At 47.9% G+C, this 24,737-nt stretch carries 18 protein-coding genes and 2 tRNA genes; 6 read left to right on the top strand and 14 right to left on the bottom strand.

Annotated elements, in window-relative coordinates:
• Positions 1-80 precede the first annotated feature (80 nt).
• The 4 genes from C9J01_RS16110 to cobA all read right to left on the bottom strand — a co-directional run bounded on the left by C9J01_RS16110 (position 81) and on the right by cobA (position 5,734).
• On the bottom strand, positions 81-1,556 hold the full coding sequence (locus C9J01_RS16110) for a NarK family nitrate/nitrite MFS transporter (RefSeq protein ID WP_107299158.1): 1,476 nt from the start codon (positions 1,554-1,556) through the stop codon (positions 81-83).
• 293 nt (positions 1,557-1,849) lie between these two features.
• Positions 1,850-2,188, bottom strand: a complete 339-nt coding sequence (gene nirD / locus C9J01_RS16105) for a nitrite reductase small subunit NirD (RefSeq protein WP_107299157.1) — start codon at positions 2,186-2,188, stop codon at positions 1,850-1,852.
• Between the two features lie 14 nt (positions 2,189-2,202).
• Entirely contained in the window at positions 2,203-4,812 is a 2,610-nt protein-coding gene (nirB, locus tag C9J01_RS16100; protein WP_107299156.1) for a nitrite reductase large subunit NirB, read from the bottom strand.
• Positions 4,813-4,876: 64 nt separating this feature from the next.
• On the bottom strand, positions 4,877-5,734 hold the full coding sequence (gene cobA, locus C9J01_RS16095; RefSeq protein ID WP_107299155.1) for a uroporphyrinogen-III C-methyltransferase: 858 nt from the start codon (positions 5,732-5,734) through the stop codon (positions 4,877-4,879).
• Between the two features lie 402 nt (positions 5,735-6,136).
• Between cobA and C9J01_RS16090 the strand changes: the two genes are divergently transcribed.
• A complete protein-coding gene (locus tag C9J01_RS16090; protein ID WP_107299154.1) occupies positions 6,137-8,878 on the top strand; it encodes a nitrate reductase in 2,742 nt (913 codons plus the stop codon).
• 124 nt (positions 8,879-9,002) lie between these two features.
• On the opposite strand, the gene C9J01_RS16085 is transcribed toward C9J01_RS16090, so the two are convergent.
• Both C9J01_RS16085 and C9J01_RS16080 read right to left on the bottom strand, forming a co-directional pair.
• Positions 9,003-9,093, bottom strand: a tRNA-Ser gene (locus C9J01_RS16085).
• A 24-nt stretch (positions 9,094-9,117) separates the two neighbouring features.
• Positions 9,118-9,205 (bottom strand) — tRNA-Ser (locus C9J01_RS16080).
• Positions 9,206-9,467: 262 nt separating this feature from the next.
• Between C9J01_RS16080 and mscM the strand changes: the two genes are divergently transcribed.
• Positions 9,468-12,764, top strand: a complete 3,297-nt coding sequence (gene mscM, locus C9J01_RS16075; protein ID WP_107299153.1) for a miniconductance mechanosensitive channel MscM — start codon at positions 9,468-9,470, stop codon at positions 12,762-12,764.
• 123 nt (positions 12,765-12,887) lie between these two features.
• Here the strand turns inward: mscM and C9J01_RS16070 are convergent, their stop codons facing one another.
• The 4 genes from C9J01_RS16070 to C9J01_RS16055 all read right to left on the bottom strand — a co-directional run bounded on the left by C9J01_RS16070 (position 12,888) and on the right by C9J01_RS16055 (position 15,965).
• A complete protein-coding gene (locus tag C9J01_RS16070) occupies positions 12,888-13,169 on the bottom strand; it encodes a hypothetical protein (protein ID WP_107299152.1) in 282 nt (93 codons plus the stop codon).
• Positions 13,170-13,750: 581 nt separating this feature from the next.
• Positions 13,751-14,200: an L-alanine exporter AlaE gene (locus C9J01_RS16065; RefSeq protein WP_107299151.1), complete on the bottom strand. Its 450-nt coding sequence runs from the start codon at positions 14,198-14,200 to the stop codon at positions 13,751-13,753.
• Between the two features lie 693 nt (positions 14,201-14,893).
• Positions 14,894-15,295 (bottom strand): (deoxy)nucleoside triphosphate pyrophosphohydrolase, encoded by a 402-nt coding sequence (locus C9J01_RS16060; protein ID WP_107299227.1) that lies wholly within the window; start codon positions 15,293-15,295, stop codon positions 14,894-14,896.
• Between the two features lie 22 nt (positions 15,296-15,317).
• Positions 15,318-15,965, bottom strand: coding sequence for a YecA family protein (locus tag C9J01_RS16055; protein WP_107299150.1), 648 nt, complete (start codon positions 15,963-15,965; stop codon positions 15,318-15,320).
• Positions 15,966-16,081: 116 nt separating this feature from the next.
• Between C9J01_RS16055 and C9J01_RS16050 the strand changes: the two genes are divergently transcribed.
• Positions 16,082-16,798 carry an NAD(P)H-binding protein gene (locus C9J01_RS16050; RefSeq protein ID WP_237156988.1) on the top strand — a complete coding sequence of 239 codons (717 nt, stop codon included), beginning with the start codon at positions 16,082-16,084 and terminating at the stop codon, positions 16,796-16,798.
• A gap of 84 nt (positions 16,799-16,882) precedes the next feature.
• A complete protein-coding gene (gene dusC / locus C9J01_RS16045) occupies positions 16,883-17,833 on the top strand; it encodes a tRNA dihydrouridine(16) synthase DusC (RefSeq protein ID WP_107299148.1) in 951 nt (316 codons plus the stop codon).
• 91 nt (positions 17,834-17,924) lie between these two features.
• Here the strand turns inward: dusC and C9J01_RS16040 are convergent, their stop codons facing one another.
• Together C9J01_RS16040 and C9J01_RS16035 are read right to left on the bottom strand one after the other, a co-directional pair.
• Positions 17,925-18,479, bottom strand: a complete 555-nt coding sequence (locus tag C9J01_RS16040) for a hypothetical protein (protein WP_146157088.1) — start codon at positions 18,477-18,479, stop codon at positions 17,925-17,927.
• Positions 18,480-18,871: 392 nt separating this feature from the next.
• Positions 18,872-19,216 (bottom strand): helix-turn-helix domain-containing protein, encoded by a 345-nt coding sequence (locus tag C9J01_RS16035; protein ID WP_107299146.1) that lies wholly within the window; start codon positions 19,214-19,216, stop codon positions 18,872-18,874.
• A 103-nt stretch (positions 19,217-19,319) separates the two neighbouring features.
• Between C9J01_RS16035 and C9J01_RS16030 the strand changes: the two genes are divergently transcribed.
• Positions 19,320-19,844: a hypothetical protein gene (locus C9J01_RS16030; protein ID WP_107299145.1), complete on the top strand. Its 525-nt coding sequence runs from the start codon at positions 19,320-19,322 to the stop codon at positions 19,842-19,844.
• Positions 19,838-21,223, top strand: a complete 1,386-nt coding sequence (locus C9J01_RS16025) for a DEAD/DEAH box helicase (protein WP_107299144.1) — start codon at positions 19,838-19,840, stop codon at positions 21,221-21,223. The genes C9J01_RS16030 and C9J01_RS16025 overlap by 7 nt, the downstream gene beginning before the upstream one ends.
• 110 nt (positions 21,224-21,333) lie before the next feature.
• On the opposite strand, the gene C9J01_RS16020 is transcribed toward C9J01_RS16025, so the two are convergent.
• Together C9J01_RS16020 and C9J01_RS30030 are read right to left on the bottom strand one after the other, a co-directional pair.
• Positions 21,334-24,591, bottom strand: a complete 3,258-nt coding sequence (locus C9J01_RS16020) for a type I restriction endonuclease subunit R (protein WP_107299143.1) — start codon at positions 24,589-24,591, stop codon at positions 21,334-21,336.
• A 13-nt stretch (positions 24,592-24,604) separates the two neighbouring features.
• The gene (locus C9J01_RS30030) at positions 24,605-24,736 is read right to left on the bottom strand and encodes a hypothetical protein (RefSeq protein WP_272898724.1); all 132 of its coding nucleotides are present in this window, start codon (positions 24,734-24,736) and stop codon (positions 24,605-24,607) included.
• Position 24,737: the final 1 nt, after the last annotated feature.

Below are 24,737 nucleotides of genomic sequence, written 5' to 3'. Positions count from 1 at the left end.
ACTTTCACTGATTTTAAATTCATGAATTACAGCCACTTCCGGCCTGCAAGACAGGCTGTGCCCCGCAGGCCGGAAATCACTTAGCGGTTAGCAACATCAATCATCATGATGCTACCGTCTTCATTGACCTCGGCAATTTGCCCGCTTGGCTCTTCCATCATCAACAAGGTGATAAAGCCAATGACTGCCGTGGCTGCAATGACATAGAAGAAGGTGCTGTAATCCACTACTGATAGAATAGTGAGGTAACACACAGCACCCACATTGCCGTAGGCACCAGTCATCCCAGCGATTTGCCCTGTCATACGTCGCTTGATAAGAGGTACAGTGGCAAATACCGCACCTTCACCGGACTGAACGAAGAACGAGCAGGCCATTGCGGCTACCACTGCCAACCATACCGGCCAACTGCTATCGACCTGCCCCATCAGGAAGTAACCTGCGGCCAGTCCTGCCGTCAAAATCAGCAGCGTAGGCTTGCGGCCAAATTTATCTGAAATCCAACCACCACCTGGGCGGGACATCAAGTTCATGAAGGCGTAGGCCGATGCAACCATACCGGCCATCACCGGCGTTAATTCAAAGGTTTCCGAGAAGAATAGTGGCAGCATCGAGACCACAGCTAACTCCGAGCCAAAGGTGGCGAAGTACAGCACATTTAAAATCGCGACTTGCTTGAACTTGTATTGGTGTACCTCTGGTACTGGCTTCTCAAAAACGTTTTTGTTAACGCGCCACACTTGCAGCACTTCATAGCAATAGATCACCGCCAGTACGATATAGATGGCCACTACAGTGCTTTCACCTAGCATGCCAATCCCGGCTGGTGAAAGCTTCCAGGCCAGTAGTGCCAGAGCGCCATACATCGGCAGTTTCATAAACAGCAGCAGGAAGAAGTCGCCTTTCGAAGTGACTTCCATTGCGCCCAGTTGCTTGGGCTTGAAATAGGTTGCTCCTTTCGGTGTATCAGTGACGTTTTTATAAAAAACGAAAGAAAACAGCAGGCTCATGACCCCGGTAATGGCCATGGCATATCGCCAGCCATCATCACCACCAAACATGACTGCAACGGTCGGCAGGGTAAATGCTGCTGCAGCTGAGCCAAAGTTACCCCAACCACCGTAGATACCTTCTGCTGTTCCAAGCTCATTATGCGGGAACCATTCCGAGACCAAGCGGATCCCGACAACGAACCCGGCCCCAATAAAGCCAAGAGCAAAACGGGCAATGGCGGCCTGAACAAAGCTGTCGGCAAAAGCGAACACAAAACAAGGGATAGAACAAACAGCTAGCAAGGCGGAATAGACCAATCTAGGTCCATATTTATCGGTGAGCATACCGATGATAACCCGGGCAGGTATGGTAAAAGCGACATTGAGGATCAATAAGGTCTTTATCTCTGCTGTTGTTAATCCTAGTGAGGCTTTGACCGATTGGAGTAGTGGCGCAAAGTTGAACCACACAAAAAAGGTAATGAAAAACGCAAACCAGCTAAGATGGAGAATTTTCATTTTCCCCGTAAACGAAAAGATATTGAACTTGCCTGTTTCTGACATCTTGGTGTTTCCTTTTTTATACTGACTTGCCATTACTATTGCATTGTCCGTGCCATATTTTTATTTAATTTAAAATCAACATCTTAAATAAAAATAACTCATACATAACACCACCAAAGCACCAACATAAATCAAAGCTAAATATTTAAGCACCAATTTGAGTCAAATAACACCATTTAAGGCAGCATTGACTTACTTACAATACATAAAATATCAATGTAAAATATAGGGTTAAAAAACAATTAAAAAAAATCACAGCCTTAGCTGTGATTTTAGTTCAAAGCACCGATTTATTATAAATTAAGTTGCACATCTTCACCTTGACAGCGAACTGAAAAAGTTTTCAATTTCACTTCCGGTTGTTCGATGCATTGCCCTGTCTGCAAATTAAAGTGCTGTTTGTATAAAGGGGAAGCGACCACCACCTCATCGCCTATTGACCCCATAATCCCCCGAGACAGTACATTCGCCTCACCGATTGGATCATAGTTCTCAACAGCATACAGGGAATCTGAACGGTGACAGTAAAAAATCGCCACTTGCTCATGGCCCCAAAGGACACAAACCCCTGAGTTTCTGATCAGCGCATCACGGTGGCACACGGTATACCACTCTGCTTGCTTCTGCTCCATGCTAGCCTCACTCTTTATTTTGTAATATCAATAACATTAATGGCTTCACCAGCGAATCCTCGGGGCGAAATGCCAGCCGTTAAATTGGCCTTAGCTTGTAGCTGAACCTTTTCTTGTTTGGTCATTGGTCGGCGTTGCCCCCGCTCAGTGACATAGGCCAACTGGCTATCCTGCTGCTCGCTGTTGATAAAGTGCCTAAAACGCTCAAGTTTCTCCGGTGACTCCAAGGTTGTTTTCCACTCACACTGGTATTGGCCCAAGGTGCGAGCCATTTCCTGTTCCAACTCTTCGCCAAGCCCCAAGTGATCGTCAATCACCACTTTCTTCAAGTAGTCCAACCCACCTTCGAGGTTCTCCAGCCACACCGATGTACGCTGCAGCCTATCGGCAGTGCGGATATAGAACATCAGCAAACGATCGACATATCGCACCAACGTTTCGGCATCTAGGTCGCTGGCTAGCAAATCCGCATGGCGGGGTCGCATCCCGCCATTACCACACACATACAAGTTCCAGCCATTTTCGGTTGCAATCACGCCGATATCTTTAGACTGGGCCTCGGCACACTCCCGGGTACAACCCGAGACCGCAAACTTGAGTTTATGCGGTGCACGCAAGCCTTTGTAACGGTGTTCAAGATCAATGGCAAAGCCAACACTGTCATCCACCCCATATCGACACCAAGTACTCCCGACACAAGACTTCACCGTTCGTACCGACTTACCATAAGCATGGCCAGTCTCAAACCCGGCATCGACCAAAATACGCCAGATCTCTGGTAATTCATGCAGTTGGGCGCCAAACAAGTCGACCCGCTGGCCACCGGTGATCTTGGTATAAAGATCAAACTGCTTGGCGACCTCACCAAGGACAATGAGTTTGTCCGGGGTGATCTCCCCACCCGGAATGCGTGGCACTACCGAGTAAGTACCGTCTTTTTGCATGTTGCCGAGGAAAATATCATTGGTATCCTGCAGTTCGAGGTGCGGCTCTGCCAGTACATAGTCATTCCAGTACGAGGCCAGCATTGAGCCCACCGCAGGTTTACAAATATCGCAGCCAAGACCACTGCCATACTCGTTGAGGAGGGCATCAAAGGTGGTGATCTTTTTCACCCTCACCAAATCAGCCAGTTCTTGGCGGGAATAGGCAAAGTGCTCACAGATATGGTTGCTGACTTCCACCCCCATGGCCGCCAGTTCAGCATCCATCACCTGCTTGGCCAGCGCCGAGCAACCACCACAACCGGTTGATGCCTTGGTCGCAGCTTTGAGATCGGCCATTGAACTACAGCCATTGGCCACGGCCTGCTTGATCTGCCCCTTGGTCACGTCATAGCAAGAACAAATCGAGGCAGTGTCGGGCAAGGCTTCGACCCCCAAACCGGACGGGGCACCTTCTCCTTCAATCTGGGGCAAGATCAACACCGCAGGGTTCTCAGGCAACGGCATATCATTCAGTTTGGTTTGCAACAAGGACTGGTAATTACTGACATCACCTACCAGCACTGCACCCAAAATCTTGTCGCCTTCCGGAGACAGAATTAAGCGCTTGTAAACCTGCTCCAAATCATCGCTGTAGGTATAGGACAACGCGCCCGGTGTCGAGCCATGCACATCGCCGATACTGGCAACATCTACGCCTAGCAACTTAAGCTTGGTGCTCATATCAGCACCGACAAAAGACAACCCGGCTTCTGGTTGGCAGAGGTGACCTGCCAATACCTTCGCCATTTGGTAACCCGGCGCGACCAAACCGAAAACCCGCTGTTGCCACAAAGCACACTCACCAATGGCATAGACATCCTCGGCACTGGTCTGGCAATGATCATCAATCACAATCCCGCCCCGTTCCCCGACTTCGAGGCCACATTGCCGAGCCAAGGTATCTTGCGGGCGGATCCCGGCAGAGAACACGATCATGTCGGTTTCCAGGTACGAACCGTCGGCAAAGTTCATCCGGTAGCGACAGGACTCACCGGCAACAATCTCAGTTGTGGCTTTTTCGGTGTGCACCGAGACACCTAAAGACGAGATCTGGCGTGCCAGCAAGTCACCCCCGCCCTGATCAAGTTGAACCGCCATCAAGCGGGGTGCGAACTCCACCACATGGGTATCAACACCTAACTGCTTAAGGGCATTAGCTGCCTCCAAGCCAAGCAGTCCGCCACCAACGACGACCCCCACCTGGCTTTGTTCGCCGGACTCGGCAATCGCATCCAGATCCTCGATTGTCCGGTACACATGGCAGTGCGGTTGGTCATTGCCCGGGATCGGTGGGACAAAAGGGTATGAGCCGGTAGCCAATACCAATTTGTCATAATGTTCACACCGGCCACTTTGGGTGACAACCTGCTTCTCGTTGAGATCTATCTCGCTAACCTGCTCATTCAGCAGGTACGTTATCCCGTTTCTCTGGTAATCAGATTCATTAGCCAATGCCAAATCCTGCGCGCTTTTCCCACAAAAATAACTACTAAGCTGTACTCGGTCATAGGCCAATCTTGGCTCTTCAGAAAAAGTCAGGACACTAAACTGTGACTCTGTATCCTGAGCCACGATATCTTCAATAAACTTATGCCCGACCATGCCATTGCCGATCACAATAATTCTTTTCTTATCCATTTCTGCTCTCCCCTGAGCCACTGACTTCACTACTCATTTTCTATTACCCTCAGGCCAATCACCCTCACGCTGAAAGCTTGAGCTGTTTCTGTTGCTGTAGATCGGCTGCCTGGCTGAGCCATTGCAGTTGTTCCGATAGGGCGACAACCTCACCCACGACAATCAAAGCTGGCGATATCACTTGATGCCGTTCTACTAGCTCAGGCAAATGTTGTAACTGTCCTGTGACTGTGCGTTGTTCAGGGCAGCATCCTTTCTCAACCAAGGCGACAGGGGTTGTAGGGGCGGCTCCACCAGCCAGCAGCTTGTCCCTGATCAGGGTTGATTTTGTGACTCCCATATAGAACACCAAGGTGTGTTCAAGCTGTGCCAGAGCTTGCCAGTTAAGATCGAGTGACTGCTCGGCATGACCGGTAACAAAGGTACAACCTTGCGAGTATCCCCGATGGGTAAGAGGGATCCCGGCATAACTGGTGCAACCGGCAGCAGCAGTGATCCCCGGTACGACTTCTACCGGTACCTCGGCAGCTTTTAATACCAACATTTCTTCACTGCCCCGACCAAAGATAAAGGCATCCCCCCCTTTTAACCGGCATACTGTTTTGCCCTGCCATGCCAACTCCACCAGAAGTTCATTAATCGCTTCCTGGCTGACACTGTGCTCCCCTTTTGCTTTGCCGACATAAAGCGTCTGGGTGGTAGCCGGAAAACAAGCTCGTATCTCTTTACTGACAAGCCGGTCATAAACAATCACATCGGCCTGCTCAATGCTTTGCATTGCCCTTAATGTCAGCAGCATAGGGTCACCCGGACCAGCGCCTACCAATTCTACTTTTCCTACCTTTCGCCCTGATGGCCCACAGGCACCGCTAAGATAGCGCCTTGGCGAGTTAACGCCTGTCCGTTCTCTTATCGTTGGCATACATCTCCTACTCGTCCATATCCTTGAAATCTCTTATCTGGTTAGAGCAAAGACGATGCCAGCCTGTATCACAGGCTCCTAGCAAAGCGCATAACGCATTGTTATTTAAATGTAAAAAGCAACTATCAAGAATGATTCGTATGAAATAGTCCCCGGCACAGTTTGATGGACTGCCCAGTCGCCGTGCAACAAAAGCGCAGACCTGCACCAAAATAGTCAGACAAACAGCATTTCATATAAGCACAACTACCACTTTAGGGTTAGATACAAAACAAAATATCAGCATTAGGCGAAATTAAAGATACATAATCCAAACCAAGACATCAGGAAAGCATAGGGAAAGCTGGCCTAGTTATTGCTCAGTCATCTGGTAATAGATTTCAAGGCCAAGGAGAATGACAGGTGAGCCAAAAAGACAGTACTTGGATTAAGTCAACCTGTGCCTACTGTGGGGTAGGCTGTGGCATTGAAGCCAGGGCAAACAGCAATGGAACGTTGGAAGTTCGTGGGGATAAATCACACCCAGCCAACTTTGGCAGGCTGTGTTCGAAAGGACTGGCTCTGGGGGAAACTGTTGGCATCGAAGGGCGATTGCTAACACCGAAAATCAAGCATCAGTTCAGCTATCAAGAAGTTTGCTGGGAAGACGCTATTGCTGATGTTGCCAGCAACTTCAATGACATTATCAAAAAATATGGCAAAGATGCGGTGGCTTTCTATGTATCGGGGCAACTGCTCACCGAGGATTACTATGTCGCCAACAAACTGATGAAAGGCTTTATCGGTAGTGCCAATATCGATACCAACTCTCGGTTGTGTATGTCATCGAGCGTTGCTGGGCATAAGCGGGCATTTGGGGCCGACATAGTACCGGGTTGCTATGAAGATCTCGAACTGGCCGATCTCATCGTGTTGACCGGATCCAACCTCGCGTGGTGCCACCCTGTCCTATTCCAGCGAATTCGGGAGGCTAAGGCTAAGCGGCAATGCAAGATCATCGTCATCGATCCACGCAGTACCCCCACCTGCGATATCGCCGATTTGCACCTTCCCATCCAACCGGGCAGTGACATTGCCCTGTTTAACGGCTTACTGGCTTACCTGAGTGAAAACCATGCCGTTGATTACAACTACATTGAGTCGTCGACTGACGGGTTGGATTTAGCGCTGGCATCTGCCTTCCGCTTTGGTGATATTGAGTCAGTACAGGCCGTTACAGGACTTGAAAAAGCGCAGATCCTCGCCTTTTACCAACTCTTTGCCACCACCGATAAAACTGTCACCGTATACTCTCAGGGCGTTAACCAGTCCACATCCGGCACCAACAAGGTCAACAGCATCCTCAACTGCCATTTGGCAACCGGTAGGGTCGGCAAACCCGGCAGCACACCTTTCTCGGTCACCGGTCAACCCAACGCCATGGGAGGGCGAGAAGTCGGCGGGTTAGCCAATATGCTAGCCGCCCATATGGACTTTGATAACCCTGACCATACCCAGCAAATCCGCGAGTTTTGGCAGACCGACAACCTTGCGACATCGCCGGGCCTCAAAGCCATCGACATGTTCAATGCCGTTGAGAGTGGGAAAATCAAGGCCATTTGGGTCATGGCGACTAACCCTGCAGTCAGCCTGCCTGATAGTGAAAGGATCAACACTATTTTGGCCAACTGCCCCTATGTGGTCGTGTCAGATTGTGTGGCCGATACTGATACCCTCCGCCATGCAGATGTGGTGTTACCTGCGCAAGGCTGGAGCGAGAAATCCGGGACGGTGACCAATTCTGAAAGACGTATTTCGCGTCAGAGACGCCTGCTCCCCTCACCAGGAGAAGCCAAACCCGACTGGTGGATCATCAGCGAAGTCGCTAAGAAAATGGGGTTCGGCAATGCCTTCAACTACCAAAACGAGGCCGATATATTCCGTGAATATGCCCAAATGACCGCTTTGGGCCAGGAAAAGTACACACCGTTTAGTGATGTTGCCCCACTCACTCGCCCACTCAGCCTCCACGGACTTGCCAACCTCAGTACCCGGCAATATCACCACATGGCACCACAGCAATGGCCAGTCATAGAGTATAACCAGTCCACAGCCCGTTTATTTGCCAATGGTGAGTTTGCCACTCCGTCGGGGAAGGCGCAGTTTATTGCAACCGATCACCGGCCTCCAGCCATGGCAATATCAGAGCGCTACCCCTTTATACTCAATACCGGGCGGATCAGGGATCAATGGCACACCATGACCCGAACCGGCCTATCATCCCGACTCAGCGAGCACCTCAGTGAGCCCTACCTCGATCTGTCGCGGCAAGATGCCAAGCAGTTATCGGTCAAACAGGGTGATTTGGTCAAAGTTTCAAGCGAGCAAGGTAGCATCTTACTGCGCGCCCAAATCAGTAATGAGTGCCAACAAGGCCAAGTGTTTGCTCCGTTCCACTGGAATGATTGCAACACAAGCATGGGAAAGGCCGACACCTTGATTGCACAGCACCGTGACCCACTCTCCGGCCAACCTGAGTTCAAGGCAACAGCGGTCAATATCGAGCCGTCGCCTTATACCAGTGAAGCCTTGTTGATCAGCCAAAGAAAAGATGTCGCTACCCTACTGAGCGACCAAGAGCACTGGACAAACCAACGAACTCACAAAGGTTACTTACTCCGGATCACATCCCAGCAATCACCAGCGAAGTTGCACCACTTGTTAGCACAATGCCTCATAAAGGATGAAGCCACAGGTCAGCAACGTATCAATATTGAAGCTGAGCCTGAAAGTCGCTTTGCCCTATTCAAAGGGGGCCTGATTGAAACGGCCTTTATCGTCAGCGACAACTTGCAAAGCCCCATCGACACAAACAGCTTTAATGAAAAAGATTATGACTATTTGTACACCCTAATTGGCCGACCGTTATCAGACCCGCTGGTGCAGGCTTTATTCACCGGCAAAACCCCGCCAGAACACCAAAATGGCCGACTGGTATGCGCATGTAAGCAAGTCGGCGTTAAAACCATTGAAAAAGCGATTCGTACTCAATCTTGTTGCTCGGTGAAAGACATAGGCAAGGCAACCCAAGCAGGCACAGGCTGCGGAAGCTGTGTCTCTGAACTGCAGATGATGCTGGATGAGGTACGGGTGAGGGAGGGGTAAAGATCCTAGATCCTGGATGCGAGTTCCTAGGCCTCGAACCTTCTAGGAACTAGTTTCTAGGGTCTGCTCCTCATTGCTCCAGATACGAAAAAGCCCAGCATTGCTGCTGGGCTTTTTCTGAATGTGGCGGAGAGATAGGGATTTGAACCCTAGATACGCTATTAACGTATGCCGGTTTTCAAGACCGGTGCTTTCAACCACTCAGCCATCTCTCCGAATTGTATCACCGCAAAGGATGATGGCGGTGAGGGAGGGATTCGAACCCTCGATACGTTGCCGTATACACACTTTCCAGGCGTGCTCCTTCAGCCACTCGGACACCTCACCACATTGTTGTTTTGACGCCTTGCGTCTCAACGGCGGCTAATGTAATCACTTAGCGTATCAGGGTCAAGTGTTTTGCCGAAATCTTTTTTTGACTGGTGAGGAATAGGCCAAATTGTTTCAATGTCCAGCAAACCACTCATCCAGATATCTATCAAGGATGTTATACACTACAATTTAACACGTATTATCAACCTATTATCTCTCAGGCCATTTTAACCCAACGAGCCAATTCGCCTCTGGGTGCCTTGTATTTTGGAGTGTTATGATCGTCCGGCTATTTTCCGCTTTCACCTTTTTGGTGCTGAGCCTTACATCTACCTACAGCCATGCGCTCGAAGGGCATTATGATGTCTGGAACCAAACCTTGGATGAACAGATCCAACAGCTCAGGGCACAAGAGAATACACCTGAAATCGTCAAAGAGCTGGATACCCTGCAAAATGCCAAGGGGATGATTGAAAAAGCGATGGGGTTTGATGACAAGACCCAGAGCTACCGCCAATTGATTGAAGAGTTCCCGGAACTCACAGAAAGGCTCAGGCAACAAGTCGATAACTTTGCGACCACCAAGTTCCCCGACTTTAGCAATATGTCGCAGAAAGAACTGAGCGATACCATCAAAGAGCAAGATACCCAGATCAAACAGCTGGAACAAAGCCGCAACAACAGCAAGGATGAACTGGGTTCGATAGAAAAAGGGATCGATGAATTCTCTGTTCGCTCAACCCAACTGCGCGACTTGATCAAACAAGAAGAGCAAGCCCTGCGCCAAATCGAAAACCAGCCAGATGCCAAGAACCAACAATTGGTCCATCAGATCTCTCATCAATACTATGTCAGCGAGTTGTATATGCTCGAGGCAGAGCAACTCAGTGCTGGCAACCGCCGCACATTGGTCAAACAGCGTATCCAACTACAAAACCTGCAAGTAGATGCAAGGCAAGCGTACCGCAATAACTTACAGCGGGAACTCTCGCGCCAGCAGCGCCTAGATACAGACCTCTCCTCAGAGCAAAGTGATCAATTTGATCTGGATTTAGACGGGCAACCAGACAGCCTCCGCCAGCTGACTATCAACAACAAACGCTATATTGCTGCCTTAAAAGCGATTACCACCCAGAGTGAGCAGGTGCAACAAAGCCTGACGGCTACCCGCAAGCAAATCCGTGAAGTCGACAATACTGCCGATGATTTGGAAACCATGGCAGAGTGGCTCAAACTCAGTCCTGCATTCAGTGAAAACCTCCGGACCCGCATCAGCCGCTTGCCTGCCAACCCACCCATCGAGCAACTGGACAAGGACATTGCCCAAAACCAGATAAAAAAATATGAATACCAACAACTTTCAGATGCCCTTCGGGATAGAGCATCTGCGCCCGGCACCGAGGGGCTGACTGAAGAGCAACTACTGCAGGAAACGGCACTGATTGAAGCTAACCAAATCCTGCTTGAAAAGCTCATCGACCAAACCGACACCTTGATCTACCAGCAAGCAACACTCAAAGTGTCCTACGAGCAGCTCAACAGCAACCTTAACGAGCTGCAAACCTCAGCTAACAAACAATTATTCTGGGCACCGGATACCAACCCAGTCAGTGTCAGGTTTGTGATTGCCACATGGGAAAAACTCAAATGGTTCTTTTCACCCTACCAATGGATTGGTTTCGTCAAATTCCCGGCTGTTGCCGATAAGGTCAAACTGGCATTCGCCCTGACCATTATTGCGGTGATCATCCTTGGCCTAAACTGGTGCCGCAAATACTGGAAGCGCTTCCTTAGCGATACCAGCAAGAAAATCGGAAAAGTCACCCAAGATAAATTCCGCTATAGCTACAGCAATGTTTTTTTCTCATTTTTGCTGGCATGGCCAATCCCGGTTATCGTCGGGCTAGTCGGGCTGATTTTCTCCAGTGGTTGGCAGTACCCGTTCGTCCATCACCTTGGGCAAGCGCTCACCATCCCGATGGCGCTTGTGATGTTCTGCTTCATGCGTGAGATAGTGCGCCCAAACGGTTTGCTCATCAGCCATTTCGGTTGGGAAGAGGATCTCATCGGCCGCTGCTTCACCCACTACAAGCGGCTGCTATGGGTTTACCTGCCAATGATGGTGATCCAGCAATTTGCCCACCTCTATAGTGATATTGATGTGAATGCGACCCTTGGCAGACTGGCGTTTATCATCAGCAATTTATCCATCAGTTATTTCTTGTGGCGGATGTGCCAAGAAAAACTGCCAATGACTTACGGTGATCTTCCCGAAGGCAAAGCACATATCGGCCACCATGTATTCTGGTGGACCCTGATTTTGATCCCACAGGGGCTCAACTATACCGCGCTAAACGGCTACCTATCCTCCTCTCAGGATGTGATGCACAAGCTGGAGTACTCTGCTGTTCTCGGGGTAGTCACCATATTGATTTACTACCTCGTCAAGCGCTTGATGCTGATCCAGAAACGTCGCTTGGCATTTGAACGCGCCAAGGCCAAACGTCAGGAAATCATTGCCCAACGTATCGCCGAGATGGAGGATGATAAGGATGAGCACCATGGTAGCAATGAAATGCAAATCGAGATTGAAGAGCCGGAAGTCGATCTCGATAAAATCAGCGCTCAGTCGCTGCGCTTGCTACGCACCTTGCTGTTGCTGATTTACCTCGCTTTCCTCTCGACGGTATGGGCCGATTTCTACCAGGCTATCTCCTACCTTGGTGATCTCACCTTGTGGGATGTGACCAATACAATCGATGGTATCGACGAACTGAGTGCGATATCGGTGAGCAGCGTGTTACTGGGGTTCTTGGCTTTCTGGTTAACGGGAATCTTTGCCCGCGACTTGCCCGGCGCAATGGAACTGTTGATCCTCCAACACCTTGACCTGTCTCCGGGTACTGGCTACGCCATTACCTCACTAACCCGTTATATTGCAATTACCATGGGGATATTGATTGGCTCGAGCATGGTCGGCTTTGACTGGTCGAAAATGCAATGGCTGGTTGCGGCACTGGGTGTCGGCCTCGGTTTCGGCTTGCAGGAAATCTTTGCCAACTTTATCTCCGGCTTAATCATCCTGTTTGAAAGGCCAATACGGATTGGAGATACGGTGACCATTCGAAACCTGACCGGGATAATTGCCAAAATCAATACCCGTGCAACAACCATTGTCGATTTCGACCGTAAAGAAGTGATTGTTCCAAACAAGGCCTTCGTGACGGAGCAATTCATCAACTGGTCGCTATCCGACCCTATCACCCGTGTCACTTTATCGATCAGCGTGAATTACTCGGCCAATACGGATTTGGTCACCAAGCTATTGTTCGAGGCGGCTGAAGAGTGTGAGTTGGTACTGGATAACCCGGCACCTGAAGTCTTCTTCCTAACGCTGACAACCGACAGCCAGAATTTCGAAGTCAGGGCCTATGCGGCAGAAACAGCCCACCGCCTGAGCCTGACACACGACCTGCACAACCGTATCAAGCAAAAGTTCAATCACCATGGTATCCAGATAGCCAGCCCGCAGTTGGAAATCCAAATGAAGCGCCGCCGGACTGTGAAAAGTTAAATCTCAGTTGGCACCTCAGAAAAACGAAAAGCCCCACAAGGGGCTTTTTAATGGATCTATTTCGATGCACACGCAGCATTATAATAAATCCTGCAATGTAAAAAGCCCCTTACGGGGCTTTTTTTAATTCTTTCTAGCTGCTCGCTCATTTTGCATTTGGATATAGCTTCCCAAATGCATCGAGGCTGGCTTGCCCCGTAGGATGTATGGCAACTCTGTTGGCTGCATTGTTGCTTTGCTGGTTGGGCGCATTCTTACGTAAAGAACGCGGAACATGTTTTTGGCGACACCTTGGCAACAGCGGTCTACCCAAGAGAAGAAGCGACCGAAAAGACCAATTTTCACCCACAGGACAAACTGACTAACGCCTAACATTGCTGCTAGCGACCAATGTACCTCAATCATATTACTTCCCCATTAATTATGTTTTTGCTTGCAGAACTGACTGAGGTAACTATGCCAGTAAAATCATGAACAATATCCCTATGCCTGTAACTGAATTTAACCTGAATTGACTCCTGCGACCTGTAAAAAACCATTTTTGAAATCAAAGATCCCACCCGTGAAAATAAAACATCAGGTTAACATAATATAATACTACAAATTTAACATAATGATTTAACAGGCAAATATTGGTAAGACACCAATTAAGCAATAACAAAAAGTTAACAACTTGTTTTATAAGCGATCTTTTCTTTGATGTATATCAATTTTGCAGCCTTTCATATCCATCACAAACAGAGATATGTTTTTACAATCAGAAACAGCTTGTTCAATGCTTATCCAAGCACTTTCGTGCAACTTAAAAGCAGATAACCGCAAACAAACTTAAAATAATGGATACTTGGAGTTTGACTAGATAGTAGAAAAGCGTGCTGTCGCACTAAAGTGAGGGACAACTGGGTAGAAATAGAAAAAACCCCGAAGGCAAAACCTTCGGGGCTATAGAATTAGATAGTGATTAGGCAACGAGGCCAAAGTGACTTTTACGCTTGCTGGTAGTATCCAGGAACACGGAACATACGGCGGCACATTTCAAGGAACTGGCCATAAACGACACCCAATGCACCTGAGACGAACGCGTTACTTGTCACCGCAGTGATGATTTGATCAAAGTCAGCACCGACGACTAGCAAGATACACGCATATACTGGCGACTGGAACAATACATAGGCCAGCATATCTGAAACGCCTTTCATCCACCCCGTTGCTGATAGCTTCATGCCTTGGCGGATCATCATGTCACGGAAAACACCATACGGCCAAGCAATCGCGATATTGACCGGAATAGACAGTGTTCTTGAAGCGAGTGACTGTTCAAATGTCATGCCCGATATAAACACTTCTATCATCATGCCTGTAATAAAACTAAAAATTACCATTGCAAAAGTATCCGCAGCAGCACTTCTTACGTTAAATGGCCCTTTAACAGACATAACCAAACCTCAAAATATAGTGAATAAGACCAATGATAAAAAACAAGACAGTTAGAAAAACTGAATTATTACCACTCACCCAGTCAATACGCGTATTAAAACAGAGAAACAGCAGAATTACCCACCAAAGATCTAATTTGTTTGTAAGTTTACAACTACTTTCAGCTCAGTATTTGGCATGATCAGCTACTTTGGCACCAGTCCCGTGCTACAAAAGCTAAAACCCTTCTATCTAATGCCCAAAACCACCCCTTTACTGGGCCATTCCAATGCTATTTGCAGGGTTTAGTTATGAGTTTTAAACACCATAGAGCAGAAAGGAAGGTAAGAGTGCTCAGAAGCATTATTAATGAAAGCGTCTAGCATCTGTTTAAAGGATAAAAAGAACACCCATAAACCACTGTTTTAAATAAATTTAATACAAGGAGAAAAGTAGTGCCCGTTTGGGCTTTGCCGGAACATCTCATAAGCACAATTTTGACGAGCAATATCAGGCTAATTTTTCATAAAAAGACTGGAAATTATTCAACACTAACCAGATTATCCATTGCTGACTGCAATAAATAACATTAAAGATCATTTATTCAGATGCTTTGGTTAGTCAGATAAAAAGAAAACCCCAGCACGAGCCAGGGTTTGAAAACGGGACAAACTTGGTGCGTTGCCTCTGCACCATGCTGTGATAGAACGCAGTTATTGGTAGATAAGATGCTTCAACGCATCAACAATCGGATAGTCAGCGGGACACAGGGCGTAACCAGTAATCTCATCACACCCTACCCACTTGGCATCTTGGTGGCTGTGCAAGACAAGCTCTCCCGAGACCCAATGCGTCAGGTAACCTTTTAAATGGATAACCTTGTCACCATAATCGAATACACTGTCAGCCAGAAACTGCCCAGTGGTGGTTTCGATAGCCAACTCTTCTTGAAGCTCACGCTCCAATGCTTGTGCATCGGTCTCACCGGATTCGACCTTGCCGCCGGGAAACTCCCACAAGCCACCTTGGCTAGCATGCTCGAATCGCTGGGTCAGCAAATACCTTCCCTGCTTTTCAATCACACCAGCAACGACCAAAATCTCTGGCTTTGCCATGTTCTGCTCGACGTCCACCGTTTTACTTCCCGCAGCACTGCTTGAACTTATTGCCACTTCCGCAAGGGCAAGGATCGTTTCGGCCTGTTTCCTTGAATGGGTTAACAGCCTGTGCCGCATTGCCATGCTGTAGATCGTCGGCAGCCATTACCACTTCGGTCAGCATCAATGGTAGCTGGGTGTAGAGTTCTTCTGGTTCAGGCATGCCGGTAACCCCAGCTTCTTGCATCTGAGCCAAGGTATTTTCCTCGTCCAGCATCAGCATCAAAGTAGTGATTAATGCCGATAGCATACGCATAGTGCCATCATTTAGTGGCTGCTCAGCCCAGTTCGGCTCGATATGCGGCCATACCGCTAGGAAACCCTCGGCAAATTGCTGCATCGCCTCTGTCAGTTCGCCCGCCTGCTCAAAACTCAGTTCCTTTGGCAGTTCAAATTCACCGGCCTTGATATGGCGGTACTGCAACTCAAAGTGGTTCAACACCGCCATTTTGTCATCTTGCTGGAGCGCTACCGTCTCATCTTCATCGACACCACCGGTGATCAGCACAGGTAACCAGATCTCTGGTGCCAATGGTTTTGGGTTTGCATTGGCTGCCAAGAGTGCACCCTCAATAAAGGTGGCAGGCATGCCTTCCCAAGCTTCGGGTAACGTCATTAGTTGTGTCATGGTCGGTTCTCATTATCTGTTTCGTCGGCTGATTATAACGGTTTTTGCGCCAGAACAGGAAAATGGTGACAAAAAGACAAACCTATTGAACTTTGCAGTAAATGGTGGCAAAAAAGATGGAGTTATCATCAGGATGGTGGAAATTAATGACAGGTAGCAGTGCAATAATCGCTGGCGGTAGCGGATTGGTCGGTGATGAACTTTTACATCTTCTCCTCAACCAGCCCGATTTCGAGGCTGTCTATGCGCTTTCTCGGCGTGAGCTCCCCCTGCATGGCAGCAAGCTGCACCAGATCATCCATCCTGAACTGCGTGTCACCGAATGGGAAGACGCCTCCCCGACGCCAACTGTCGGTTTCATCTGCCTAGGGACGACCAAGAAACAAGCCGGCAGCAAGAAAGCACTGGAGGCTGTGGACTACCAATTGGTCAAGGAAGTGGCCAAAACCATGAAGATGTTGGGTGTCCGGCATATTGTTGTCATTTCCAGCCTGTTTGCCAGTCCTTGGTCTCCTTCCCATTACCTGCGTTGTAAAGGGAAAATGGAACAGGCATTGGTGAAGATGGGCTTTGAGCACTGCATCTTTGTCCGCCCCGGCCCACTCAAAGGTGAACGCAGCAAACCCAGAAAAGACGAACTGATGGTCCAAGGGATCTTCGATGTCTTCCACCCGCTGGTTATTGGCCCACTCGCCAACCTTGATCCGATCCCGGCAGAGCAAGTGGCAAAGAAAATGCTGACCCTTGCCCTGGAGGCCCAAAGGCACGAATTGCCAAAGGTATTTACCCTCTCAGGACGGATGCTATTAGACAAGCCTGCTATTACCCACTAAAATCTCGCACCCAAGCGGCACGGAGCTGATCTGCCGGATCAGCCCTCGCCTATACTTTTGCACATTGGCACAAAGAGAAATCACATGCGAGTAATTCTAGGCCCGATGGAAGGTGTCCTTGACCACCTGATGCGGGAAATGCTGACAGATATCAATGATTATGATCTGTGCGTCACGGAGTTTGTCCGTGTGGTTGACCAGCTCCTGCCAAACAGTGTCTTCTACCGCCTGTGCCCGGAACTGCGCCAAGGCGGTAAAACAGCCTCCGGCACACCGGTCCGTGTCCAATTGCTGGGCCAAGATCCTGACTGGTTGGCTGAGAATGCCCACCGCGCCATTTCGTTGGGTTCCCCAGGTATTGATATCAATTTCGGCTGCCCAGCAAAATCGGTCAATAAAAGCCGTGGCGGTGCCGTACTGCTACAAGATCCTGGTTTGATGTATGACATCGTCAAAGCGGTACGCGGAGCAACCGATCCCCGCTTACCGGTCACCGCCAAAGTTCGTCTTGGTTGGGATGAACCTAACCACTGCTATGAGATTGCCGATGCCGTTGCCCAAGCTGGCGCGGATGAAATCGTGGTGCATGCCCGCACCAAGGTCGATGGCTACAAGGCCGATACCATCAAGTGGGACTATATCCGTAAGCTAAAAGCTAAGGTCAAAACGCCAATTATAGCCAACGGTGAAATCTGGAATCATCAAGATGGCCAGCGCTGTATGGAAGTGACTGGCAGCGATGCCCTAATGGTATGCCGTGGTGCTATCAACCTGCCGAACCTTGGCAACGTGGTCAAACACAATGAGGCCCATATGGGTTGGGAAGCTGTACTGCAACTCCTGCTGAAGTACTCAACCTATGAAATCAAAGGCGATAAAGGCTTGTATTACCCGAACCGCATCAAACAGTGGTTTGCCTACCTGCGCCATGAATACCCGCAGGCCAAGGCGCTATTTGCCGACATCCGCAAGCACAACAAAGCCGCGCCTATCGTCGAGATCCTCGAACGAAGCTATGCCGACCTCGCGGCCTAAACCAAACACTTTAAGTCGCGACCGTCCAAACAGCAAAAAGCCAGCAACATTTTCATGTGCTGGCTTTTCTATTTCTGGGCTGTATACCCTATTAGGCCCGGCGCTCTCGCCGTACCTGATCCAATGCATCTTGCACCATATCTAGCTCATCATTTGTCAATTCGCTAAACGCAGCCAAGTAAGCAAGCCGCGTCATTTCGTTTTTACGGCGACGCTCTTCATGCTCATGCACCTTGTAAGCCCGGTTAGCTTGGAAGTGTTGGAAGAAACGTTCGATATCCTCCACCGCCAGACTGGATTCAGGCTTAAGGTGATCAAGCATTATCTCAACAAAGTTATCCGGTAGATGGATGTTGAACTTAGGATCCATCGAATAGATAAACGATAACTCCATCGCCTGCCGGTTTTCTTCCCGGCACCGCCAAAATTGAACTGTGCAGCCATGGGTAATTTGCACATCACCGACCTTATGTAGCGATTGCAATGCTTTACCCACATCCGGAGCACTGCCTACCAGCAGGCATTCAAAGCCTTGGGAAATAGCATAGACGCCACACTCCCTCGGCAATGACTCACGATTGACCATTGAGCACTGGTGGCTTGGCATTGGAATTCTTGGCTTATACGCCCGCCTTAGAGCACTCATTGAACCTACCCAATATAATCATTTTGAGTAAGTATCCATATGCAGGCTTTTTTTTCAAGCATTTATAGAGAAAACTAATCATACCAATAACCTAAGAGATATTGGCTAGGAGAGGAGGCGAGTTGAGAATGGGTATTTTGCTCCCCTCTTTAATGCCATTAGACCACCAAAGAAGGAAGCAGAAAAGGGGCGTTCGACTAGCGGTTAGGGTGGTTGAGATTCAGCAAGAATTAATTTTATTTTTTATGAATCATGAGAGAGGCCAGTGATATCAATGGATGGAGTGGCTTCACTACTTCCTAATGATTTTACAGTGGAAAGTTGAGAATTAGACCTGTAAATTCTCAACTTTTTCAACCTACCATATACAAACTTCATATCGGACTTGGAAACTAGTTACCCTTAGAGGCTTCATCTTTTAGCGAGTCAGCGATCATTTTAGATGTAATATCCAAAATCTTTTCTCTATCACTCTTTGACAGCTTATTCAGGTTCACAGCCAATTCAGCAGAGACTTCATCCTCACAGAAAAAGTAACTTAAAGGTACACCAAGTTCGTCCGCTAGTGCTTTCAAAGTACTGATATCAGGCGTATGTCGGCCTTTTTCGTACTGGTTCATTCTTGGACTTGCTGTACTTTCATCCATACCTATACGCACTCCCAAAGCCTTTTGGGAGAGTTTTGCTTTTTTGCGTGCATCTTTGAGGCGCGCTGGGATTGGGTTAGTGAATGACACTTACGCTTCATGTTTCTGATCTCAAGGTAACTAAGATTTTCTTAGTTTTACTGATTTCTGTATACTAAGCAATCCTTAGCTTTTTGGTTTGTATGAGTAGAAGATGGCACGTTCAAGAAAAATCGGCGCATTAATGCACAAGTTATTGATAGAAAAAGAAATGGATGGTTTCACTGTGGTTGAACTGAGAAATGCCTCCATCTCTATTGATGACTCTTTCGTCGATTTGGATGATGCCCGTCGAAAGGTATACCGACAAATCTTACGTTTTATGAGTAATAACTGGCTTAGAAGCGAAGGGAACGGACAGCAAAAACGTTACTTTCAAACCGATGACTTTAAAACCCTTAAAAAGAACTCGGATTTAAGAAGTATCGATACCAGTACTCCTACAGCGCCGGATTACTCGATTTTGAGTCACGAGCGTAACCAGTTCCAAGGTGAACTAGAGATTGTTCTGGGCGAGATCGAAGGATACCAGTCTCTTTATAACCGCTTTCCCGAATTAGAGTCCAAACTATCACCGTACCTTGTTCAGGCCCGAGAACGTTCTGCGCACCTTCTCGGGCAGATCAATGTCCTAACAAACGCTCTCAAAATTGTCTCTGAAGGCAGCAAAGCATGTTAAGGCAATGGCAGTCCGAATGTTCTGAACAAGCTGTACAGAAATATAAAAGCAAACAAGTTCACTTCTTTTGCCAAGCGACACCAGGGGCTGGAAAGACAGTACTGGCTGCAACAGTCGCTTCAAGGTTACTGAAAGAGGATATGATCGACCTTGTACTTTGCTTTTCTCCGTCTCTAACGGTCTCCGAAGGAATAAAAAGAACATTCTCGCGAAAACTTAATTGTACTTTCAATGGTGGGTTAGGCTCTATTGGGCAATCGCTGACCTATCAGTCAATCCAGTACCTTAACGACGAATTTTGGCTGACGCTGCGTAACCATAGAGTGTTCGTAATATTTGATGAAATACACCATTGTTCTGGTACTGAATTGGAAAATGCTAATGTTTGGGGGCAGCAAATATTAACCAGGATTCAAGGCTTAGCGACTTATACTCTCGCCATGTCAGGTACACCTTGGCGCTCTGACTCTTTGCCCATAGTAATGGGAGAATACAGTGACCCAGAAGGACAGCTTGTCGTTGATTATCAATATACCCTAGAGCAGGCGATTAAAGATAAAGTCTGCAGATCCCCTAAAATAGTACTGGTTGATAACGAACATTTGTCTGTCACTAATGATGATAAAGTTGAGTCATTTCCTTCGATTCTAGAAATGATTAAGCAGACTAAAACCTCTTACCAAAACGTCATCCACAATCAGGAGGCGATGGAGTACTTGCTTGGATTGGGTTGCAAAAAGCTAGCAGAAATACGCACTCAATCTCCTAACGCAGGCGGTTTAATTGTCGCAGCTTCAGTACAGCATGCACACACTATTATGGGCATACTAAGTCAAAAATACGCTCAAACAGTCTCTATTGTGACTTACCGTCATAATGAACCTTTGGCAGAAATAGAACATTACCGTCAGAGTGATACCCAATGGATTGTTAGTGTCGGGATGATCAGCGAGGGAACCGATATTCCCCGACTTCAAGTATGCTGCCACATGAGTGCAATCAAGACAGAACTCTACTTTAGGCAGGTGCTCGGCCGCATTCTCCGAGTGAATGATGCTATAAACCAGCAGGCGTGGTTATTTACCTTTGCAGAACAAAGCCTAATTAATTTTTCAGAAAGAATTGAACAGGACATTCCAGAGTCTTGTATGTTTACAAAGATGGCAACCCCGATGGAGTATGATTTTGAAAATCAACCAAATACTTCGAACGATACAAGCATATGTGATTACCACGGCACTCTAGGCTCTAAATTGGTATGGGGTGCTACATCTAGCAGGGATAGCAATTCACAAGGTGCTTTTTGTTCACTCGATGAAATTAGATTAGGCTCTTTCAAACAGCGGGTAATCTCTGCGTTTGTGCGTTCTGAGATTTAGACGGTGTGAAGTTCGGCCATTTTAAACGACTTTTTAGCCAAAACTACTCTATTAAGGCTCGGTTTTGATATTAAAAAGGCAAGGTATTCACACCTTGCCTTTTCATTTAGTTAAGCAGCATGCCAACCGTCAGCCAGCACTTCTGCTTGCTCCAACACAAGCTTGATGGCTTCTTCTGCAGCATCAGGCGGGTACTTCCAGCGGCGAAGCAGTCGGCGCACAAGGTTACGCATACGGGCACGAACACTGTCACGTTTCTGCCAATCAACCGTGGCTGATTTACGCAGCTGATGAGTTAACTCAATCGCCAAGTTACGAAGCGCATCATCGCCAAGTTCTCGCACAGAAGATTCATTTTCAACCAATGCGCGGTAGAAAGCGATTTCATCAATAGACAGGTTGAGCTTATCGAGAAGGGCCGCATCTTCCTGCATCTCTTTCGCCCACTGGATTAGCTCTTCAATTACCTGCGCCGTTTCAATATTACGGTTATGGTACTTTTGAAGCGTCGTCATGATGCGGTCTGAGTATTTCTTCTCCTGCACCACATCATTTTTCATGCGAGCTTTAACCTCATCTCGCAGCAGCTTTTCAAGCAGCTCGACGGCCAGGTTTTTCTCTTTCATATTCCGGACATCTTCCAGAAACTCTTCAGACAACAAGCCAATGTTCGGCTTATCAAGCCCTACCATAGTGAAGATATCGTCCACACCATCTGCTACGACAGCATTATTCAATATTTGCTTCAGGGCCGAGTTTCGCTCTTCATCTGTACGTTTTTTATCAACTGTGGAGTGCTTGATAAAGGCCGCTTTAATCGCTGAATAGAAGGCGATCTCATTCTTGTAGCCATGCACTTCGTCCATGGTATTACAAAGTGAGTAAGCCTTAGTCAATGCTGCCATCACATCAAGGTAACGTCGCTTACCATCTCGTGTTTCTTTACCGTTAGAGTCCGTATGGGACAACCCTGATAGGTGGTTGACTGCACCCGGTAACAAACGCAGGGCATCGGTTTCGAAATCAGGCCGGTAATTAAACACCTCGCCATCGACTGGAGTGGCGAACATACCTCGGATGATATCGACCTTTTCCATCAACACCGCAAAAGCTTCTGCCGTGTCTACGGTTGGCTGTCCTTTTCCCTGGCTGTTGGTGTATGTCTTCAGGGCATTTTTCAACTCGTTAGCAATGCCAATGTAATCAACCACCAAGCCCCCCGGCTTATCTTTAAATACTCGGTTTACACGAGCGATAGCCTGCATCAGGTTATGACCTTTCATCGGTTTGTCGATGTACATGGTATGACAGCATGGGGCATCAAAGCCTGTCAGCCACATATCACGAACGATCACCAACTGAAGTTCATCTTCGGTGTCTTTATAACGCTTCTCGAAAAGCTTCTTGGTCTTCTTATCATGAATGTGAGGCTGCATCTTCTCTTTGTCTGACGCACTGCCTGTCATCACAATTTTAATCGCCCCTTTTTCAGGATCGTCATGGTGCCACTCAGGCTTGAGCTCGACGATAGCATCGTACAAATCAACACAAATCTCACGGCTCATCGACACAATCATCGCTTTGCCCGGGAAAGTGCTGGTACGGGTCGTGAAATGCTCAACCAGATCTTTGGCTACCTGTTTGATCCGAGGCTCAGCCCCTACGAGCTTCTCTAAGGTTGCCCATTGAGATTTGATTTTCTCTCGAGAAGCCGTTTCTTCATCCTCACCGATCTCATCTTCAACTTCGTCGTTCAAGGTTTCGATTTCTTTCTGGTTGATATCAAGCTTGGCCAAACGAGATTCGTAGTAAATCGGCACCGTGGCACCATCATTTACTGCGTCTTGAATATCGTAGATAGAAACGTATTCACCGAATACACCACGGGTATCCTTATCGTCCATGGCGATAGGTGTACCGGTAAAACCGATAAACGAAGCATTCGGCAGAGCATCACGCATGTATTTGGAGTACCCGTATACGTATTTGTGTCCTTTTACTGCGCCGTTTTCATCTTTAACTTCGACCAGTTTGGACTTATTGCCGTACTGGCTACGGTGTGCCTCGTCCGACACCACCACAATGTTGGCGCGCTTTGATAGAACCGGGTGCTCTGTTTCATCATCCAACAGAGCAAACTTCTGTATGGTCGTAAAAATGATGCCACCAGACTGACGGTTGAATAGCAACTCACGCAATGCATCCCTGTCATCAGCTTGCTGTGGGATTTGCTTGAGCGTTTCCTGTGCCATACCAAAAGTATTATAGAGCTGGCCATCCAGATCATTTCGGTCGGTCACCACCACAATGGTTGGGTTGTTCATGGTCGACTGCTGCAACAGCTTACTGGCATAGCAAACCATAGAGATACTCTTGCCACTGCCCTGCGTGTGCCAAACCACGCCCGCTTTACCGCTACCCGGCTTGATTTTATCCAACCCTTTCGTCGCTTGGACTTGGTAACGGGCAATATTCTCGGCGACCATCGGCAAATCAGCGTCTGCCTGCTTGGCCTTAACCGTTGCTTCAACAGCTGCACGCACTGCATGGAACTGATGATAACCGGCAATTTTCTTGATGACTTTATCGTTGTCCGTTTCGAACAAAACGAAGTAGCGGATGTAATCCAACAGTAAATCTTGCTTGAAGAAACCACGAACCATGGTCTCCAACTGAAACTCAAGCAGCGGCTTGTCGTCTTCGCCAGAAACGGTTTTCCATGGCAAGAAGCGCTCTTTGTTTGCCGTCAGAGAGCCGACACGTGCCGTCCAGCCATCACTCACCACCAACGCCTCGTTGAAGACGAATAAGTCTGATATTTCATCCTTATAGGTCTGCAGCTGGTTGTAGGCGTTCCAGATATCGGCATGCTCATCTGCTGGGTTCTTTAATTCGATAACCGAGATAGGCAAACCATTAATAAATACCACCACATCTGGGCGGCGGTTACCCTTGGTACCGGTTATCGTAAACTGATTAACTACCAAGAACTCGTTGTTGTCCGGGTTGGTAAAGTCCATCAGTTGGGCATGGGTATGCTTCGTCTTGGTTTCACCATCTTCAAAAATGGTGTATTCCACCGGCACACCTTCAATCAGGTATTTATGGAAAGTTCGGTTACTTTTGATCAGTACCGGAGTATCAGGCGTACTGACCGTATTCACCACAGTCATTAAGCTATCTACAGGCAATGATGGGTTTAAAATTTCCAGTTGGTTGAGCAAGCGCTGCTTGAGCACGACCTGGTGGTAATCGTCACGCTCTGGTGACTCACCATCAGGCGCAATATCATAGCCATTTTTGTATAGGTAACCTTGGTTGGTAAACCATTCAAGGCATTGTTGTTCTAGTTGGTCTTCTGTGATCATTCAGACTTTACCTTCACTTATTCCACGCACTGTTAATCAAACGCCCTGTCTGGTTGTAAATACCCACTTGTTCGATGTAATGATGGAAGTCTTTATTTTCAGTGACAATCCGGTTAGCCGATTGCCATTTTAACTTGGTTAGCACC

Source organism: Photobacterium rosenbergii (assembly GCF_003026455.1).
In the GTDB taxonomy this organism is placed as follows: domain Bacteria; phylum Pseudomonadota; class Gammaproteobacteria; order Enterobacterales; family Vibrionaceae; genus Photobacterium; species Photobacterium rosenbergii.
The sequence above is the reverse complement of the archived record's forward strand: the minus strand, read 5'-3'. Positions and strand labels throughout refer to the sequence as shown.